19 protein-coding genes are annotated in these 19,200 nt (G+C 58.2%); 8 read left to right on the forward strand and 11 right to left on the reverse strand.

Going from position 1 to position 19,200, the window contains the following annotated elements:
• Window positions 1-113 precede the first annotated feature (113 nt).
• From SMC7_RS07520 to SMC7_RS01870, 3 genes are read left to right on the forward strand one after another with little or no spacing between them, the layout of a single operon-like run.
• A complete protein-coding gene (locus SMC7_RS07520; protein WP_279386255.1) occupies window positions 114-245 on the forward strand; it encodes a hypothetical protein in 132 nt (43 codons plus the stop codon).
• Between the two features lie 32 nt (window positions 246-277).
• Window positions 278-1,300, forward strand: coding sequence for a DUF2804 domain-containing protein (locus SMC7_RS01865; RefSeq protein WP_119088689.1), 1,023 nt, complete (start codon window positions 278-280; stop codon window positions 1,298-1,300).
• Between the two features lie 7 nt (window positions 1,301-1,307).
• On the forward strand, window positions 1,308-2,105 hold the full coding sequence (locus tag SMC7_RS01870) for a GNAT family N-acetyltransferase (RefSeq protein ID WP_119088690.1): 798 nt from the start codon (window positions 1,308-1,310) through the stop codon (window positions 2,103-2,105).
• A 25-nt stretch (window positions 2,106-2,130) separates the two neighbouring features.
• Here the strand turns inward: SMC7_RS01870 and SMC7_RS01875 are convergent, their stop codons facing one another.
• The 6 genes from SMC7_RS01875 to SMC7_RS01900 all read right to left on the reverse strand — a co-directional run bounded on the left by SMC7_RS01875 (window position 2,131) and on the right by SMC7_RS01900 (window position 7,662).
• Window positions 2,131-3,123, reverse strand: coding sequence for an LCP family protein (locus SMC7_RS01875; protein ID WP_165845052.1), 993 nt, complete (start codon window positions 3,121-3,123; stop codon window positions 2,131-2,133).
• A gap of 160 nt (window positions 3,124-3,283) precedes the next feature.
• Complete coding sequence (locus SMC7_RS01880; RefSeq protein ID WP_119088692.1) at window positions 3,284-4,297, reverse strand: LCP family protein; 1,014 nt, start codon at window positions 4,295-4,297, stop codon at window positions 3,284-3,286.
• A 249-nt stretch (window positions 4,298-4,546) separates the two neighbouring features.
• Window positions 4,547-4,957, reverse strand: coding sequence for a hypothetical protein (locus SMC7_RS01885; RefSeq protein WP_119088693.1), 411 nt, complete (start codon window positions 4,955-4,957; stop codon window positions 4,547-4,549).
• Window positions 4,958-4,980: 23 nt separating this feature from the next.
• Window positions 4,981-6,123, reverse strand: a complete 1,143-nt coding sequence (locus SMC7_RS01890) for an iron-containing alcohol dehydrogenase (protein ID WP_119088694.1) — start codon at window positions 6,121-6,123, stop codon at window positions 4,981-4,983.
• Between the two features lie 62 nt (window positions 6,124-6,185).
• On the reverse strand, window positions 6,186-6,755 hold the full coding sequence (locus SMC7_RS01895) for an NUDIX domain-containing protein (RefSeq protein WP_119088695.1): 570 nt from the start codon (window positions 6,753-6,755) through the stop codon (window positions 6,186-6,188).
• A gap of 85 nt (window positions 6,756-6,840) precedes the next feature.
• Window positions 6,841-7,662: a GNAT family N-acetyltransferase gene (locus tag SMC7_RS01900; RefSeq protein WP_165845053.1), complete on the reverse strand. Its 822-nt coding sequence runs from the start codon at window positions 7,660-7,662 to the stop codon at window positions 6,841-6,843.
• Window positions 7,663-7,890: 228 nt separating this feature from the next.
• Between SMC7_RS01900 and SMC7_RS01905 the strand changes: the two genes are divergently transcribed.
• Entirely contained in the window at window positions 7,891-8,430 is a 540-nt protein-coding gene (locus tag SMC7_RS01905; protein ID WP_119088697.1) for a flavin reductase family protein, read from the forward strand.
• A gap of 209 nt (window positions 8,431-8,639) precedes the next feature.
• The gene (locus tag SMC7_RS01910; RefSeq protein ID WP_165845054.1) at window positions 8,640-9,086 is read left to right on the forward strand and encodes a rhodanese-like domain-containing protein; all 447 of its coding nucleotides are present in this window, start codon (window positions 8,640-8,642) and stop codon (window positions 9,084-9,086) included.
• Window positions 9,087-9,153: 67 nt separating this feature from the next.
• On the opposite strand, the gene SMC7_RS01915 is transcribed toward SMC7_RS01910, so the two are convergent.
• Together SMC7_RS01915 and SMC7_RS01920 are read right to left on the reverse strand one after the other, a co-directional pair.
• Window positions 9,154-9,720, reverse strand: a complete 567-nt coding sequence (locus SMC7_RS01915; RefSeq protein WP_119088699.1) for a Chromate resistance protein ChrB — start codon at window positions 9,718-9,720, stop codon at window positions 9,154-9,156.
• Window positions 9,717-10,991 carry an MFS transporter gene (locus SMC7_RS01920; RefSeq protein WP_207798691.1) on the reverse strand — a complete coding sequence of 425 codons (1,275 nt, stop codon included), beginning with the start codon at window positions 10,989-10,991 and terminating at the stop codon, window positions 9,717-9,719. Before SMC7_RS01920 ends, SMC7_RS01915 begins: the two co-directional genes overlap by 4 nt.
• A 528-nt stretch (window positions 10,992-11,519) precedes the next feature.
• Between SMC7_RS01920 and SMC7_RS01925 the strand changes: the two genes are divergently transcribed.
• Window positions 11,520-13,898, forward strand: a complete 2,379-nt coding sequence (locus tag SMC7_RS01925; protein ID WP_165845055.1) for a trypsin-like peptidase domain-containing protein — start codon at window positions 11,520-11,522, stop codon at window positions 13,896-13,898.
• A gap of 817 nt (window positions 13,899-14,715) precedes the next feature.
• Here the strand turns inward: SMC7_RS01925 and SMC7_RS01935 are convergent.
• From SMC7_RS01935 to SMC7_RS01945, 3 genes are all read right to left on the reverse strand, one after another.
• Complete coding sequence (locus SMC7_RS01935) at window positions 14,716-15,699, reverse strand: hypothetical protein (RefSeq protein ID WP_119088702.1); 984 nt, start codon at window positions 15,697-15,699, stop codon at window positions 14,716-14,718.
• Window positions 15,671-15,835, reverse strand: coding sequence for a hypothetical protein (locus SMC7_RS01940; RefSeq protein ID WP_165845056.1), 165 nt, complete (start codon window positions 15,833-15,835; stop codon window positions 15,671-15,673). The genes SMC7_RS01935 and SMC7_RS01940 overlap by 29 nt, the downstream gene beginning before the upstream one ends.
• A 224-nt stretch (window positions 15,836-16,059) precedes the next feature.
• Window positions 16,060-17,184, reverse strand: coding sequence for an HD domain-containing protein (locus SMC7_RS01945; protein ID WP_119088704.1), 1,125 nt, complete (start codon window positions 17,182-17,184; stop codon window positions 16,060-16,062).
• A 357-nt stretch (window positions 17,185-17,541) separates the two neighbouring features.
• On the opposite strand from SMC7_RS01945, the gene SMC7_RS01950 reads away from it, so the two are divergent.
• Window positions 17,542-17,952: a hypothetical protein gene (locus tag SMC7_RS01950; protein ID WP_119088705.1), complete on the forward strand. Its 411-nt coding sequence runs from the start codon at window positions 17,542-17,544 to the stop codon at window positions 17,950-17,952.
• Window positions 17,953-17,961: 9 nt separating this feature from the next.
• A complete protein-coding gene (locus SMC7_RS01955) occupies window positions 17,962-19,005 on the forward strand; it encodes a hypothetical protein (protein WP_126850702.1) in 1,044 nt (347 codons plus the stop codon).
• Window positions 19,006-19,200 lie beyond the last annotated feature (195 nt).

Here is a 19,200-nt window from a genome sequence, read left to right on the forward strand (position 1 = left end):
GTCACCATGTCTACGCAGGTGAAGGAGCCAACGTTACATGGGCCGCTGGTACGGCTGCCCCGTGAGGCTATACTATTGAGGGATGCGGCCCTACCGTGGAAGGGAGAAACGTCATGGAGAAACGACCATTTGGCAAGACCGGTGTCGAACTCCCGATCTTGAGCCTCGGATACCAGCGCCTGGTGGATGACGAAGGTTGTAGCATGGGTCTGCCGCTCACCACCGTCATCACCGGCTGCCAGTAATGGGGTGAGCAACGCCGAAAAGGGAGATGTCGATGCAGCATGAGCTGACCACGCACGTGGACCTGTTGAACGACAGGGGTGAACTAAACGAGAAAGGCTGGGCACGCCGGCTGGTGGCCACCTACAACCGCGAACGCATCGCTGCAAGCTGGTTGCGCATCAAAGAGTGGGACTACTACTGTGTCCTGACTCCGGACTACGGCGTAGCCATGACGATCTCAGACATCGGCTACCTGGCCAACATCTCGGTGACCTGGCTGGATTTCGTGAACCAGACTGAGGTCACGGAAACCACCATGAAGCCGTTCACACGCGGGTCCCTCAACCTGCCCCACACGTCCGAGACAGGTGACATCGCGTACAAGGACAGCCGCATCGACATACGCTTTACCCGCAACCCTGCATCACGCGTGCTGACCTTGGATCTCCCGGGTTTCGACCATGGGAAGGGGATCAAGGGCAGCCTGAGACTGGACCAGGACCCGGCACTGGAAAGCATGGTCATCCTGACACCATTCGAGAACGCGCCAAAGGCCTTCTACTATAATCAGAAAGTCAACTGCATGCCCGCGACGGGAACCATCACCGTCGGCGGCGTGGACCATGTCTTCGATCCACAGGCGTCGGCCGGCGTCCTCGACTGGGGCCGGGGTGTCTGGACATACCGCAACACCTGGTACTGGGGTTCCGGCTCCGGTTGTATGGACGGGCATTCCTTCGGGTTCAACATCGGTTACGGGTTTGGCGACACCAGCGCCGCCAGCGAGAACGCCATCTTCTGGGACGGCAGAGTTCACAAGTTCGACCGCATCGAGTTCCAGATCCCGCCGAACTCCTTCGTCAAGCCGTGGAAGTTCGTGAGCAGCGACGGTCGATTCGACATGGGCTTCGAGCCCATCCTCGACCGCCATGCCAAGACTGATATCGGCGTCATCAAGACCGTTCAGCATCAGGTCTTTGGGCGCTTCACCGGTGACGCCGTCCTCGACGACGGGACCCGGGTGCACCTCGACCACTTTCTCGGTTTTGCCGAGAAGGTATTCAACGAATGGTGAGGCCATCATGAGTGCAACAAGGATTCTTCCGGTAGCAGTACGCAACGCAGGCGACCTTGCCACGATATGCGCAGGAGAAGGCGCGAAGTCCGATCCCTTGTGGGAGCGGGCAACCAAGGCCAAGAGACAGTGGGCCCGCGATCGTCTCGCCGAGCTGGGCACGTTTGCCTGGGTCGCCTACAACGGAGCTGACCCCATCGGCATGATCCAGTGCCATCCCGACCGCGACCCCATGGGCGTCGGCGTGGCCATCATCGACTGTCTTTGGGTTCCCAAGAAGTCCCGGTGGGGACGAGGCATCGGCAGCAAGCTTCTGGCAGAGGTTGAGACGACCATGCAGCGCCAGCATCGCTGGTTTGACGGCAAACCTGCCGACGGCATGGCTGCCATAGCCTTTCATGGTGAAGCCGAGGGCCAGCAGTCCGCCGAATCGTTCTATGTGCACCACGGGTTTGTCCACGTGGATGGCGACCCAGACCTCATGTTCAAGCCCTTCCTGCCGGAAACCGTTTGGACCCCGACTCCCCGCGCAGTGATGACGCCGACGTCTCTGCCCGACGACCAAGCCCGCGTCACCGTGCTGCTCGGACCTCTCTCGTGTCCGTTCCAGTACCGTATCCTCAGCCAGACCGGCACGTATGTCGGCGAGAAGCTCGGCATGACGGTCACCGAAGTGGACGCCGTCATCGATCCTGAAGGTTATCTGGCTCACGGTGGACTCACTGGCATCCTCGTGAACGGCCGCCTGCTCCAGCATGACCTTCTGCGGCGTGAGAAACTCGACGAGGAGCTAACGGGATTGTAGGATCTCCCGGAAGAACCAGACCCGCTCAGTTCGCAGACGGGGCCGCAACGCCAAACAACGGCCCCGTCGTCGTCCGGAGCACGTCGGTCTTTGGGATGACGTACGATATGCCATCCACGTACTGCGGAATCCCGGGGAAGGGGACCGATTCCACGTCTTCCTCCGCGACATCCTTGTAGGTCATTCCGATGCGCGCCATGACACTGAACGACATGTCGGTTGTCACCGCCGCCTGCACAGCGCGGATGACCGCAGGTAAGCGCAGCAGTGTCCGCACGTCTTTCGTCTGGTCGACGACAGCCGCCAGGAGCTTCTTCTGGCGTGCCACACGCCCGTGGTCCTCGCCGGACCATGTGCCAAAGTCCCCAATGGCATCCATCCTGAACCGCGCATACCCCAGCGCCTGCTCGCCGTCGAGATGCTGGACGCCAGGCTGCAGGTCAATGGACACATCGACTGCCTTGTAGAGCATCCTCTCCTCGACGTCGATGGTCACACCACCCAGGGCGTCGATGATGGCGGCGAACCCTGCGAAATCGGTTTTGACTGTGTAGTCAATGCGGAGCCCCGGCAGCAGGTCCGTTTTGATAGTATCAACCAGCAGGCTGGTCCCGCCGTCCCGGTAGTATCCGCTGGAAGCCTGGTTCAGCTTGTTGACGCCATGGCCGGGGATCGTGACGCGTGTGTCACGTGGGAGAGACAGCAGGCGTATATGCTTCGTCGCCGGGTCCAGTCGCACCAGAATCATTGTATCTGTGCGCCCCGGGTCATTCTTCGTGCGGGAGTCAGCCCCAAGCAACAAGATGTTCAGGGGTTTGTCGAGGTCTGGCTGCGGCTGAAGAGGTATCGGAGGCACCATACGCTGGGCAGGAGGCGGATGATCGACGGCGCCCGCTGTTGAGTCATCAGTGACGAGAGAGTACGCGGGCACAGCACGCGACACAGCGACGATTCCGGCAAGCAGCGCCGTTATCGCCAGTAGTGCCAGGATCATGTGCAGAGTACGCTTCTGTACCACCATACTGCTCCTTGTGCCAATCAGGGAACCAGTTTCTTAGTATACGGCATCATGGTGCATCCCCTCGCTGACACGCTCTGGTCTGCCATTCCCTTTATACATCCTGCCTGTTACTTGTCGATGGGTTCCCGCCTTCGCAGGATTGACAGAGAACGGCAGGTTAGCTGTTCGGAGTCCCTGCCGACGGCTCGGCAACCACGGGCGCATCCTTGAACAGGGGAGCAACAGTATCTTTCATCGGCCCCGTGTAGGGAACGACGTACGATGTACCATCCACGTATTTGGGGATCCCCGGGAACACGACGGTCGTCACATCCTTGTCCGTGGCATCCTTGAAGGTCATCCCCAGCCGCAGCATATCGGCGGATGACAGGTCGGTCACGACTGCCTCCTGCACGACGCTGATGACTTTGGGAAGGCGCCATGCGTTGCGAATGCTCGTCGTCTGCGCGATGATAGCCTTGAGCAGCTTCTTCTGGCGCGCGACGCGTCCATGTTCCTCTCCACCCCAGCTGCCGAAGTCACCCACACCGTCGGAACGAAACCGCGCGTACTGCAGTGCCTTGTCGCCATCCAGATGCTGGACCCCAGGCTTCAGGTCGATGCTTGTGTCCGCTACGCGGTACACCATGCGCTCTTCGACGTCCAGGGTCACGCCACCGAGAGCGTCGATCACCTTCGCAAAGCCCGCGAAGTTCATGCGCACATAATAGTCGATATGAATGCCCGGCACGAGGCCTCCTATGGTCTCTTCCAGCAGGGAGATGCCACCATTCGCGTAGACGTCTTTGTTGGTTGTGGCGTTGATTTTGCCGATCCCATGTCCGGGGATGCTCACCCGCGTGTCGCGCGGGATGGACATGATGGTGATCTTCTTCGTCACCGGATCCAGTCCCACCAGTATGATGCTGTCGGAGCGCCCCGGATCGTCCTTCGTGCGCGCATCACACCCCAGCACCAGGATATTGACGTGCTTGTCCAACTTGACAACCGGTTTCACGGGCTCGGACTGGCTCGGCGCCGCAGCATGCACGGCGTGGTCGAGTTTCCATACCAGTGCGCCCACAACGAGTACGGCCGCCGCCAGCATGGCCAGAACGACGCCGAGGATTACTCTGCTGCAGGCTGCTCCCGGTCTTTTCACGAATCTCCCTGAGGAACTGACAGTTATCATTCCGCATCTCCTGTTGTTGCACGTTGTCCGCGGCCAACATTAAGACGAGTCCACGGAGCAAAGGTTCCTCCTCTTGTAGAGAAGACGCAAAGGGAGGAGGATTTGCTGATGATGTCTTCTCTCACCCATATAACGCAGATCTCGCCAAATGTCTGAGAACAGTCCAAAGAACCACTCGCTTCTCGACACAAGAATGGATTCCCGTCTTCGCGGGAAGGATGGAGTGATCGTGCGCGGCTAAAGCATATTCTAGCGGCTCGGCGGCGGCAAGGCGTGCCGCGGCTGGTTGAAACCGAACAGGGCAGCCACGCTCGGGACGAGATACAGGAGCATCCCCATCACACGCGAATCCCGATTGAGGCGCAGCGGCTCCGCCAGCAGGAGGACCAGCACGAGTCCCAGGACCGCGCCGAAGATGCCGCGCCACAGACTGTGAGGAAGGTGCAATCGCCACGCCACCAGCCACATGCCGGCCACGAATCCAATTGGGCAGGCGAGGACACTTCCGAACAGAGCCCCGATGATATCTCCCCAGCCACTGCTGGGACCGCTACCAAGCTTCGCTCCCACCCAACTGCCCAGCAGCAGCATGCCGCCTCCCAGGACAACGCCCGCGACCAGTTCCAGAAGCGTCGCGCGCAGCGACTGGTTCATGGACACGTCACGCTCCACTGTCGGCGCACCTAGAGCACAGGCTTGAGCAGCTCGACCACGTCGCGCGCCGTCAGGGTGCGCAGTTTTCCGATCGGACCCTCGGAAAGCGCATTGAACGCGATGTCACGGAGCTCACCGGCTGCAATGCCAAGGTCTCCCAGCGTCGACGGAGCGCCCCAACGTTGAAAGGCCGTCTTCATGGCCGTGATGCCTTCTTCGACTGTGCCTGCGCCCCAGACGGTTCTCGCCCACCGCTGGAACTGGCCAGGGTTGTTCTCGCGCTGGTAGGTCATCCAGGCGGGAAGGATGACCGCCATGCCGGCTCCATGAGCTACTTCGGGGTGCAAGGCACTCATCGCGGACTCAATGCTGCGGGCCGACCAGTCACTGTCCTCGATGCCGGCAGAGCTCAAACCGTTCATTGCCAGCGTCGCAGCCCAGGCGAGGTTCGCGCGCGCGCCATAGTCTGCGTGGTCCGCCTGCAGTTGGTCTACCATCTTGATGACCGTGCGCATCAGCCCCTCGTCGAGCGCAAGGGTCGTCTCCTCGAACGACCCTACCAGATAGGTGGCCATGATGTGGCTGAGGACGCCGATGGCGCCGTTCACGGTCTGACGCCACGGCAGGCTAGTCTGCACGCTCGGATCCACGATCGCAAACCGGGGATAGAGGACAGGAGAGGAAATGCTCCACTTCCTGTGCTGCTCGCTCTCAGTCAGGACGGCCCACGGGTCCATCTCGCTGCCGGAAGCCGAGATCGTCAGAACGACGAAGACCGGGAGCGCCTTGTCGATCGGACACCGTTTCTCAAAACAGCTCCAGAGGTTGTCGACATGCACGCCAGCTGCAACGCATTTGGCCGTGTCGATGACGCTGCCACCGCCGACAGCCAGCACGCTGTCCACCTGCTGCTCACGGGCGATCTGCACTAGCTGCTGGGCAAGCGCCAGCTCAGGATTGGGCCGAACACCCCAGGCTTCTACCACATTGATACCCGACACGCTCAAGGACTGGGTGACAGCCTGATAGACGCCGTTCTCGCGGATGGAACCCCCACCGGCTATCAACAGTACTTTGTGAGCACCTTCGCGAGCAACGGCCGAGCCTACCTGCTGCACGGTCCCGCGACCGAAGATCACCCGCGTCGGATTGTAGAACTCGAAACTGTGCATGCGTCACCTCTTTCGCGCCGGTCCAGCGCGTCCTTTCAGACTAGCATCTGTGACTGACGGCTTCAAGCATGCCGCGCCAAGGGGGCCAGTGCTCCAAACATGTACCAGACACCCGGTCCCACGGTTCGACCCGCCGCCTGCTCGCTCAGGAGGAAGACTGGAATCTCATCCTTCATCATCAGAACGACCTCGATTTCCTCGCTCGGCTCCAGCTCCTGCTGAGGGTGCTGATTGAGCGGGTCCGTCTCGTCGATCTCGGCACTGAAGATATACTGGTCGTCGTTGGACACCCCGACGTTCACCTTCAAGGGGCCGCTCGACGCGACGATGTGGCCGACGAAACCCGTCTCTTCACGCAATTCGCGCAGAGCCTCAACCTCGGGGTCGCTTCCCGCCGGCGCAACACCTGCACAGAACCCGATGACGGTATTCTCGATGGCCTGGCGATATTGCCGCAGCAGCACGTACCGTCCGCTCGGCATCAGCCGCGCCACGACCACAACGACGTACGTGTCCGAAGTGCGAGCAATGCACTCCCAATGCACCTCTTCGCCACTCTCGCTCACGAAGGTGTCCTCGCGCAGGACCAGCCAGTTCCCTTTCCCGATGATGCGTTCCCCTGTCTTTTTCATGTCCTTGTCTCCTTACCGTCCACAGCGCGACACGCTGGACAGACGGTATCAGCATAGTACCTTTTCGCCGCAGTGCTCGCCGTGGCTAGTCCGGTTCCACTGTCAACGCGCCCATCCCGGGACGCCAGTCCAACACGGCGATATCTCCAACGTTGTCGAAGCCAAGCCGGACATATAGCTGCACGACCTCGGGGTTCGCCTGCAACACGAGATGCGAGTAGCTCATACGAGCTGCCTGGGCCATAGCCTGCCGGGTGAGCAGAATGCCCGCTCCACGTTTTCGGAACATCTGAGGCACGCCAAGCCAGTGCAGTCCCGCCACGCCGTCACCTGCAAACAACAGTGCGGCACCCACCGCGGTCCCGTCCTGCAATGCCGTCAAACGATGCCAGCGGCCGGAGAGGACGCCGGTCTCCGTAAGCATCGACTCCAGGTCATGAAACTGTGTCAGGCCGAATCCCTCGAGCACGACGCGCATCCACTGCTCCCGTTCATCCGCGGAGACTGATTCGACCACTGTGATGTCCGACGGCGCCTCCTCTATGCCCTCTGGATCGTCGAGCGAGCGGACCATACCCGTCCAGGAATATCGCAGCTCAAGCCCATGGCTAACCAGCCGTGTCGCGAGGTCATTGGGCCTGGAACAGCTGTCGACATACCAGGTGACGGGAACGGCAGCACGGCGAAACGGCAGCAGGAGTTGCTCGATGCCCTGATCGGCGGTGTCCGCACCAAGACGAGCCCTGAAGATGCGATTGCGGTCGACTTGCGGCGCCCGCACAGAGGAAGCGGACGCGTTCCCCAGGATATACGTTCCCGGTTGGCCATCCACGGTCAGGAAGTATTGCGCCATCTCCTCACTGACGAGGCAGGCGCCGGCATCCATCGTCAGGTTGCCCAGAGCCATATCAGTCCTCTCCCTCTTCGTGACCGCCGTGATCATCGCCCAATGCCTGCTCAACCAGCCCTCGCTTGTTAGTCATCGTCGACCTCCTGTTGCCGGAGCATTGCTGTCGCTGCACGGCAACGCTATTCCTGCCCTTATTCTACGCAGTGGGCACTCCAACGCAACCATGTTGCACTATACTAGAAATATGAGTCTGGTGCACCTCTGCCAGACCATTCAGGAGACAACATGGCCAAACTTGTCAAAGCACCATCGACAGCGCTGAGTATAGCGCCGGCAGTCCTCGTGACTGCGGGCACGATGGAATCGTCTGACGTCACGACCCTCGCCTGGGTCGGCACACTGTGCTCAAAACCCCCGATGATCGGCATCGGCGTCCGTCCGGAACGCTGGCTGCATCACTTCATCGTCGAGGGAGGCGCCTTCGTCGTCAACATAGCGGATGTTGCTCACGCCCGGGAACTCGACCTCTGTGGCATGGTGTCCGGCAAGGATACCGACAAGTGGAAGCTGAGCGCTCTTACCCGCGAACAGGGAACGGCCACAGCCGTGCCTCTGGTGGCAGAATGCCCCCTCAACATCGAGTGCGTCGTGCGCCAGACCCTGCACCTCGGCAGCCACGACCTGTTCATCGGCGAAGTCGTCGCCGTCCACGTGGACGAGCGCGTCCAGAAAGGCGGGCATGCCCTGGACCCAGTCTGCTACGCGAACGGACAGTATTGGAAGCTGGGGGACCTCATCGGCCCCATGGGGTTCTCGCGCGAGTAGCCGTGGTTTCTGGTCCACCCCTCCGCAAACCCCTCCTCGACGCAGTAGCGTGACAATACTGTTCAGTGTTCGTTCGCATTTGCCCTTGTAGAAATCTCGCCATACTCTATTCTTCAGCTAGAATACGAGAGCAGAGCGCCTACCGTAGCTTCGGCCGATGGCAGTGGCCTGGTCTCGACACATCGAGTTCGGGAGAGAAGGAGATGCGAATGAAGAAGATACTTATTGCAGCAACACTCTTGGTGCTTGTCGTCGGTCTGGCGGGGTGCGGAGCGCCCAAGCAGCCTGCGACCACCGATCCAGGCCTGGATACGTCAGGAGACACCAACGGGACGATTGTCGAGGTCGATGCCAAGAAGGTCGAAGAACTTTTCCAGACGGACCGTGACCTCGTCATCATCGACGTATCTGGCAAATGGGCCGAAGGGCACATCGTGGGTGCACTCGACACACCGCTGGACAAGCTGCAGGACATCATCAACGGCAACTCCATGCTCGATGCCAGCAAACACTTCGTCGTCTACTCGCACGATGAGGAATCCAGCAAGAAGGCGGCCGACATGATGCTGGCAAGCTTCTTCACGGTCATCAACCGCTTGGTAGGCGGGTATGATGCATGGGTGGCATACGGCGGCTATACCGAAAAGCAACCCTGATCCCCATAGACAATAACAGCCCCGGCTACAAGTAGCCGGGGCTTCTGCATTTCATGCCGTCCGTCGTTCAGGAGTGTGCCCCGCGTGGCAGGTTGACGTCGATAGCATGACCCAGGCGGCACTCGACTTCTTCGGTGTACGTGCCTGAGCGTTTCTCGGCATCTTCGATTGCCTGCTCCGCGCGCGCATGTCCGGCAGCTGCAAACCAGTCCCGCGCAGCGATGCGCTCCATCCATTTGTGGATCCGAGTCAGTTCGGTCTCGTTTTCCTCGATCTCGGCGTACGTGAACTTCTCCTTCTCGGTCTCGCGGTCCAGCTCATACACCAGGCGTTCGCACTGTTCCACGATCTCATCGTAATCTCCGTCGCGCTGCAGTTGAAACGCAGCAATCACACGAGCATCGTCTTCTTCGTCGATGAACTCCATCCTCCCGACGAGAACCTCGCCCCCACTGGACACCACCTCGGCTTTGAGAGCGAGTACCTGTGCAAGTAGGGCCTCCGTCATCGGCAGGACGGCAGCCCCCTGCTGGACGTAGACCGCGCCCAGCTCCTTCAGCTTCCTCCACAGATACACACGCGTTCGTGAGGGCTCTGTGGGAACCTTGTAGGTGATAGTCAGCCAGGTCTTCATGTCACGGCCGTCGGGTTCGTGCCGGCTGAAACTCGCATCAGGACCGTGAGGGCAATCATGGCCACGAACGCGAGGATAGACCCGAAAATGAACGGGGCACTCGGGTTGATGCGTTGCCACAGGATGCCTGCAATGACACTGGCAGGCAAGGCGCTGACTCCCACGGCGGCGTTGTACAGACCGAAGGCGGTGCCGCGCTTCTCGGATTGCGGAACGAGGTCGGCTACCAGTGCGCTCGCGACACCGTCCGTCATGGCGTAGTAGACACCGTACAGGGCATACAGCGCCCATACCTGCCATCCCTGCGTGGCCAACCCGAAGCCCAGGTACACGAGGGCATACACCAGCCAGCCGGCGCGGATGACGCGGTTGCGTCCGATGCGGTCCGACAGGATGCCGGCGGGAATGGACAGCGCGGACGTCACGCCCTTCCACATGGCCAGCATGAGGAAGATCTGCACGATATCCAGACCGGCCTTCTGCGCCTTGAGCATAAGAAACGCGTCGCTGCTGTTGCCCAGCGTGAAGATGACGATGATGATCAGAAACGTCTTGAAACGCCAGTCGAATCCAGAAAGTGAGAGGTTCAGCGTCCTGGGGTTTCCCGTCCGTGGCGCGTTCTCACGCACGAAGGCGGCAATCAGGGGAAGAGCCAGAACGGCAGGGATGCTTACCATGATGATCAGTTTCTGATAGATCGAGCGTGTCAGCGTCATCGCCGCCGCAGAGCCGCTGGCGGCAATCATGCCGGCCGCGGCCAGCATGCCGAAGACGGACCCGAGCGTGTCCATGGAGCGACCATACCCGAAGGAGCGGCCCAGCTTCTTCTTCTCGGACGAGTCGGCTAGCAGAGCATCCTTGGGGGACGAACGGACTCCCTTGCCGGTACGGTCTGCAAAGCGCAGGAATGCGGCAAAGGGCCACGAGCTGACAAAATACAGCAGGGGCTTCGTGACATTGGAGATGGCGTAGCCGCTGAATGCCAGCCACTTGCGCTTCTTCATCCTGTCAGACAGCCAGCCGAAGACCCACTTCAGGATCGTGGCCGTCGACTCCGCCAGTCCCTCGATGAACCCGATGATCGCCGGCTTGACGCCCAGCGCATTGGCCAAAAACAGCGGCAGGATCTTGACCGTCACCTCACTGCTGAAATCTGTCAGCATCGACACGAAGCCAAAGACGAAGACGTTCTGACTCAACCCAAAGAACTTGCGCTGCGGCTTCTCCTGTCCCATCTCCATCGGCGCGTTCACCTCACCTGCGTTTTCCATGCACTGCACCTCTCCTGTGATACATGTAACTGTCGTTACAGTATACCCACCGTTACACGACGTCAAGAGGGCGGAACGAGACAAGAAAGTACTGATAGTGGATCGAGACATTAAAGTATTGGAATCTACATTAATGTGTTGGCATATCCCGACATTAAAGTGCTGGAATCTCTTCTCCGCAGCTGACTGCATAAGGGTTTGCACGACAAGTGGAGACGCTCTAGATCTGAAGTGCCTCAAGTATCGCGTCCCCTGTGTCTCTTGTTTGGCCCTTCAGGTGTCCACAATTCCTTGACAATGCTATACTGAGTTTGTACATGTTGGCACCGCCGCTTCGGAAGTTGGTGCCGAAGGAGGCCTGCTCGGCAGTTGGAGAGACAGGGGGGCACGACAGGAGTGGATTCCGCCTTCGAAGCCGAGCCAAGTGCGCTCCGTGGACAATATGCTTGACGCTCGCTTCTTGACAGACGACTGTGCTTTGACATGTCACGTAGAGCCGATTTTGCGTTGGACATCAGGAGGGGCAGCATGAAGCGTAGAATCTCGTGTACGTGCCTTGCGATCGGCATATTCATCGTCTTCTCTCTCGCACTCCGGCCAGTTTCGCTCATAGGCGCTGCCTCCAAAACGGTGACGATTACGCTTAATGTCGGTAGCCAACGAATGGAGATGGACGGAGCGGTACAACTCCTTGACGCGGCTCCAGTTATCCTTGAGGATCGAACAGTGCTCCCCGTTCGTCCCATCGTCGAGGCAATTGGCGGCACCATCGAATGGGACGCCACAAGTCGCAAGGTGAGCATCGTTTGCCACACTAGAACACTCGAGCTCTGGATTGCGAAGAGCGAGGCAATCGTCGATGGCGTGACCCGACAAATCGACTTGGCCAATCCCAGGGTGGTTCCTGTCATCATAAGCGGGCGCACCATGCTGCCTATACGGTTCGTAGCTACAAGCCTCGGTGGAACTGTGGACTGGAATGCCACCCTCAAAAGAATCACGCTAGTCTTCCCTATCACCGTCACATCTACTATCCCAGTTGCCCCGACCCTGTCGATGCCCGCCGAGGGAGAAGCGGTCGAGTCGCTGACCCCTCGTCTGTCATGGTCCTTCGTATCGGGAGCATCCCGCTACCGCATCGTTCTTCGCGCCGACGATCAATCCGTTGTTCTAGACCGCGAGGCCCAAGCGGTATCAGAGCTTGTCGTTCCTCAGGGACTCCTGGCCTACGGAAGGACATATACTTGGACGGTCTCCGCAGGCTCTGAGGACTCGTGGGGAAATGAATCGGACTCCCGTTCGTTCAGGACCCCGTCTCTTCCAGCAACGCTCCAAGCTCCCGAATTGCTCACTCCAGCATCAAATATGATACTGGACACAGACGAGGTAACCCTGACATGGAAACCTAGCACAGGGGCAACATCCTATTCGTTACAGATGGAGAGAAGGGAAAAGTTCGGCCTCGTCTACTTGCCAACTGGCGAGAAATATACCAAGGAGGGAATAGCGACGACTAGCTACACTGTCCCCAAGGGAATCCTTGCAAATGGAAGGTACTTATGGAGCGTGGCAGCGTGCAACGACGCAGGCTGCAGTGCGATGAGTTCCTCCAGCAGCATGGTCGTGCGCCGACCTTGGAGCGTCAGCGAGGTTGCCAACTTGGCAGATCGCGTTGTACTGATTGAGACGGAAGAGCGCGACATGTTCGGAGCTGTCGCCAAATCGGGTAGCGGATTCCTGATCTCGGCGAGCGGATGGATAGTGACGAACTACCACGTCATAGACAAGGCCCTGGCGGGTACCATTACGCTCAACGACGGCCGTGAGATAACCGACTTCGTCGTAATCGGATACGACGTCGAGAAAGACCTTGCGATTATCGACGTTCCCGGGGACGGATATCCATTCTGCAAGCTGGGAGACTCCGCCGCCGTTGGCTTAGGTGACGGCGTGGTAGCCATAGGCAGTCCGCTCGGATTGCAGAACACGGTCTCCGAGGGCATCGTCAGTAGGATCTGGGCGGACGGCATCCAGACGACAGCCGCAATCTCCCCCGGCAGCAGCGGCGGCGCTTTGTTCAACCTCTTTGGTGAGGTGGTTGGAGTAACCACCGCAGGTATGCAGTCGGGTGAGAACATCGGCTGGGCGATTCCATCCAACGAAATCGGCAACGTGAGCACGTCTGGAAGTTGGTCGCTGCGCCAAGTATATGAGAGTGAACACGGTGACATCTTGGCTCCAACTTGGCGGCAGTCAGCCTCCTTCGTCCTCGTCAACATGGGCCCTGACTATACTGCTGCTCCAGGTCTCGATGACGGGATCATGGTTGCGACACGGACGGAACCCAATCAGCCTTCCAAGTGGCGGCTGACGTGGTGGACCACGGGGTCATATACCAAGGGTGCTCCCGCGAGCATCCTAATCACAGACAATCACGTACGCACTCTTGTCAGCCGCCAGGTGGTCGGCGCAGACGGGGGCACGGTGGAATTCGAGTACAAGACTGGGTGTCTTCGGTCTCCCCTGTTCGTCATCCTGAAGAACTGTGGCATAGGGGGTACGGTAGACCAATATTACGGCGTAGAAGACGTACCCAGCCAGCGCGACGCGAAAAGCGAGCTGGGTAGGTTCCAGAGCCAGGTCTCTTCTGGCACGGTGCAGTTCACGCTCATTGGCGAGGGGATACCGTCAGGCTCTTGGAGCACTGACTGGGACGCATCAATCTTCTCTGACGGCAGAGTCACACTGGAACTCGCGGACGAGCTCTTGTGGCTGGGTTTTGTCCCCTATCAGTCCGAGAAAGGGACACGAGTCGGAGCCTCTGTTGGCGGAATGACTGCCAAGATGAAGCTAGTGGGCACCGGAAGTTTCCTGGTCTTTGCTTCCTTCTACCAACTGTTGGAGTAGTCCAAGATCAGCAGACTGCAACTGACGACCAAGTACCCCGTGCCACAACTGAAGCTCCACCACAGGCCCCTCACGTATCAGGATCGGCTGCATAGCATCTAGGAGGAACAGGATGAAACGAATACCGCGCAGCATTCGTCGAATCATTGTTGTCTATCTGGCATTTCTTGTGTTGGCGCTCCTCTGGGTACCTCGGACAAGGCCTTGGACTAGGCAGCAGTCCGTGCAGGAAACGGGCCCATTCGGACTGCCGGCTCTGCCTCCTGCCAATCCCTTCAGCGGACACGGACTCACTGTGACGACTTCCGGCGGAGGCGAAATTCGGTATGGCCAAATCGGATTGGAAATCTTGGTTCTGAGTATCATCGCAGCCTTGGCGTGTTACGTAGCAACCCTGCTTGACAAAGGATGCGACCAAAGCATAGGGCACGACAACGTGAAGAGAACTAAATGGTGGCATTGGTGGTTTGAGCCATGAAGTCAAACACTTCCTCAAGGAGTACTCTGGCTGAACGCCAACAAGGGGAACCATCAACAAGTACTCTTCAAGCCTTGTTCCAGGCTTGGGGTCCTCCAATAGCGGCGGCGCCGGAAGCACCGCGCTCAAGTTCCCTGCTGGAACCATACTGCTTCTCCGTTGAAGCCTGATCTCGCATTAGACCCCTGTCAGACAAATCGTCAAAGCTCACGGGGCATCCCGACCATCACCAAGAACTAGTCAGAGGCTCCAGTCCTGTGCCTCTGGACGACGCCTATTCCTTCAGGAATCAAGCTCTTGATGGACTCCAGGTTGACATTTGCGACCCTTCGAGCAAGCTCATGTCTTCTGCTTGAGACGTCTTGATGACGCCGCCAGGACAAGAAGGTCCTCAAGATCTTCGACGCCACCGACCCCAAAGGACTTGTGTGGCATGAGAGCACATGTCTTCTTCAGGTCCGCATCTGACGTGACAAGCATGTCTGCTTGGGATGCAGCGATACAGTATTCCACATCGAAAGAATCGTTGTTTGCTCCCTTGTACCCGGTCTCGTAGTTTCTGACGATCTTGGCAAGTCTGTACCCAGCCGCACTCCCAGTGTAGGGAAAAAGCGAAAGATCCTCTTCCGTGACAGTCCTCCGATTCCCATACTGCTCCGTTTGCACTGCGACCCACCCTGCAAAAACCACCGAGGGCATATTGCGGATACATCCGCCAAGAGCGCAGAAGTCGACTTCGCCATCACGCTCCGGTAGACTCCGTGCGTCGTGAGAATCCACGTCGCCGTTTCGCTGAGCAGCCTCGAATGCTTGTATGATGGCTTCGCGTGTCACGTCTATGCGCTCCAGCCAATCCCGTTGCCCTGCACGCTTCTGCTCATAGACTAGGTCTCTAAATGGTCGCTCAGAGCCATCGACCGGGTTGAACACGATTCCGCCCCTGTCGCATGCGGCGAGCGACGCGTCATAGATTTCTGTTTCCTTGTCACGAGGCAAGAACCGGTCCTCACCTGATGGAAAGAATCCATGAACCGCTTCCCAGCTGAGGAGGTCCCAGGAGTATTTCAGCATGTGTCCGCCAGAGACGGCCTGGAGAAACGCCAGCTTCGTCCGCGCGGCTGAGCGGTTTGCCTCGCCCCCAGCAACCGTTTCATAGATGAGATATGGCAAAGTCCAGACTGCCATCTGCTGTCGGGCAACCGCAACTCGAATACCTTCCGAGAGGTGTCCGCTTGGATTGCGGACGAGGATGTCGTTGAGCACGCAGTTGTCGAGAACGACGACCAGTTGACCGCTATCGGGGCGTTCCGACACCCGTCTCATTGAGCGATCTCTTGGTCGCAACTTCCACTTCCGTCTTCGTTGGCTCGTACCCGAGCCGCCCAAACACGTCTGTCGGCTGTTCACCGCGTCGTAGCGCATCCACCGCCCCTGCAAACTGGATGCGGCTGCAAGTCATCGGAATCTCCTGCTTCTCCGCTTCATGTGCAATCAACCGCGTGACGGCTCGTGAGGACATGTGCTGACCACGATGTGCATGATGCCATCTCGGTAGCAACCACGTCGAGTCCAGTTCATCGCCGTAAGAAGATCCCTGTGCATACCTGGCCTGCTCAAACATCCACACATGCACCTGACGTTCTGGTTGGCCACGGACACCGATCTCACAGTCCTATGACCCCTTCACTCGAAGTGAATCGGGTCTGGGAGCGTAATCTCCCGCATGCACTCCAGAGCGTAGAGGTCTGTCATACCGGCCACGTAGTCGATGACACGAAAATTCGGAGTCTCGCCAGCGGACGCCCTGTAGAACGCATCCATCTCTTTCAGGTACCGGCCAAACCGCCGCACGAAAAGTACCGGGCTCTTCTCGTAGCGTTCGTACTCATCGCCACATTGCTCGTACAGGACTGAGAGGTACTCGAAGAGAGCCTCGACGATAGACTGACAGGACTCCTTGTAGCGCAGAATCTTCTCGTGGTTGTAGATGTGGTTCCTGTCGAAGTCATACAACTGCAAGATGAGACCGTGCTTCTCTTCGCTGAGACAGATTGCGTCACCTGAGGCAATAGAGGAACTAATCACATCCATGACGAGTGTGTTGATGATCTCGCCGTTAGTATCTCCCAGCGCTGCGCGCAACTTCTCCGGAACATCCTCGCGTTTGATAAATCCGGCCAGCATTGCATCCTCGATGTCGCGACCCAAGTATGCGATCTTATCGGCAAATCGGACTGCGCAGCCTTCGTAGCTTGATGGCTTGCCCGTGCGATCCCGAACATTCTCCAGGTCATTCCGATGTTCCTCGGGTTTCAGGCTCTGTTCGATCTTCTCGCCGTTGTGAAAGATGATGCCGTCCTTGACGCCGTAGGTCAGGTTCAGCCCTTGTCCATGATTGGCAATGTGCTCCACAACACGGTAGCTGTTGATCTCGTGGGCAAACAGGAATCCAGAGGGCTCCAGTAGCTCCTGAAGCTTCGTCTCGCCCGCATGACCAAACGGGGCATGGCCTATGTCATGTCCAAGCCCGATGGCGTAAGCCATGTCGATGTCCAGATTCCACCCGTCTTCGACGAGGCCCTTACATATGGTCGCAGCAATAGTCGCCACGTGGAGCACGTGTTCGATGCGTGTGCACACGTGGTCGTTCTCGGGAGAAAAGAACACCTGCGTCTTGTGCTTGAGTCTGCGGAATGCGGTGCTGTGGATGATCGCCGTCTGGTCGCGGAAGTAGTCTCCGCGCACGTCTTTCTCGCGTTCGTGTGTCCGTTCTCTGTAAATCGCACCGTCCAATGGGTTGCTTGCCATATGCCCTCCTCGTTGCCCTCTCCAACTGTTCTACAGAATCCCGTCGGGCGACTGCACGCACTGGGGGCCACCCGAGTCCCTCCTCGCTTCGTACTGCACGCTACTTCCAGTATAATCTTGTCGAGCACTGGGCACCAGTCTCCGCTATCCAAACCGGGTCCTGCCGATCCACCCCCGCCGTTCCACCGTACTGCACAGAGCTGCACCTGTGGTTCTGGGCGGCGTGCGGGATAGATCCGAGGATTCTGCCATGCTCTCGTCTTCCCTCCGAAAATGGGTATCCATCGTAATTTCCGCTATAATGCCGTCAGACACCACGAAAGCTGAACTGCAGTAGCGATCGAAGAAGGAGGCAATATGGGACGGAGACACACCAATCAGGAATACGCAGACATTGTGCTGCGCACTCTTTACGCGAAAGACATCGGGGTGAAGCTAAGAGACATGGGCGACCTTGTGCGTCTTGCCAGCTCCAAGCTTGACAGCGCCGACGAACCCACACTCATGAACATCGTGGCATCCAGAGAAGGGCTGTTTGGACGGGGGCTCGTTGATTGCAGGTCTCTCGAGGGTAATGGAACCGGAATCGTTGACGTACGCGATATCGAACTGACGGAGGCGGGCCGGGACTATGTCAGCAGTAACCTGCTGAAAACGAAGATGCGTGCATGTGTCGGATGGCTGACGAAGAATATCCTGGGAGCGACAATTAGCGCATCCGTTGGATTCATCGTTGGGTTGCTTCTTGGAACTCTCTTCAAACGATAGCTCCATTCAATGAGCAACGCAGACAGAGTGTCGCCGCCGCTTATCATGGGTCCCCCGGAACGCAGGTTTCTCAGATATGCGGTCTTTGGTGCCACGACCGTTGGAAAGCAATACGCGTGTCCGACTACTCCGAATTCGGATCAGAAGGAACTCAGGGCTGCCGTTGGACGGATCCGGGTCAGCAAAGAAGTCGTCACCATGGCAAATCCTGGCTGCGAGGTCAGCAGTCAAGATGAGAAGGGAATGGAACATTCGTCGCGGGATGAAAGTGTCATCCAATATCTAGAGTTCAATCGGCCGGTGTCCTACTCACTTGCAGAAACTTACCTTCCGAGACTCTGTGATGCATTTCTTGTCTGGGAATGCGGAATGTGCGAAGGCGATCAGTTCGTTCTGTGGCCTTTGGTTGGGCGCGTTCGAGACACAATCGACAGAACGAACATGTTCCCCACTGCTTTTCACGATTGGAGTCTCGGCGCGGATCTCTGGTGGCCCGATTTGTTCCGGCAATCGACCACTTCTCCATATCCCAGTCAGGTTGACCATCGCTGGTCGTCGATGTTGCAGTTCGAGGAAGCGACCATCAATTCGAGACGATTCACTGCGGCCGCGAATTACTTGGCCAAGAGTCTCTCCGACTTCATGGTCGAGTTGGATGAGTGGCATGCTGGATATCTTCTGCAGCTTGTCACCGAACACAGCAATGCGCCTGCCTGCTCAGCACATCTCAACGCCTACAAGTGCATTGAGGAGCTTTGGGGCGGAGAACAGCTGCCGAAGGAGTCTGATAAGGCTCGCGTTATCCGGAAGTTCGATGCGACATATCACATTGATCTTACGAAGCCGTGGTCAGTGCTTGTTTCCAGAAGAGAGGAATACACGGACGTACCGCTTATCGACGTAATCTACCGCGTTCTGGACAAGAGAAACAGGATCTCCGGACACGGCGGAACATCGAGAGATCCGAAAAGGAGGAAGTTCGCCCTGGTCGACGTACTTGACACCCAGCTTCTTGCGCGGCAGTTGCTGATAGACTGCACTATCGCCAAGTAACCTAAGTACCTTTCCGGTCGGCCCCAGAAACATCCATGTCTGGAGCTCGGACTTGCGGCAACTAGGTAACAACCTGTTGGATCGAGACATTAAAGTATTGGAATTTACATTAATGTGTTGGAATTCCCCGACATCAAAGTACTGGAATATCTCCTGTACGGAAGATGGCATCAGAGTTCGGGGAACTGAAGAAGT

Source organism: Candidatus Cryosericum terrychapinii, from assembly GCF_003570925.1.
In the GTDB taxonomy this organism is placed as follows: Bacteria; Caldisericota; Caldisericia; order Cryosericales; family Cryosericaceae; genus Cryosericum; species Cryosericum terrychapinii.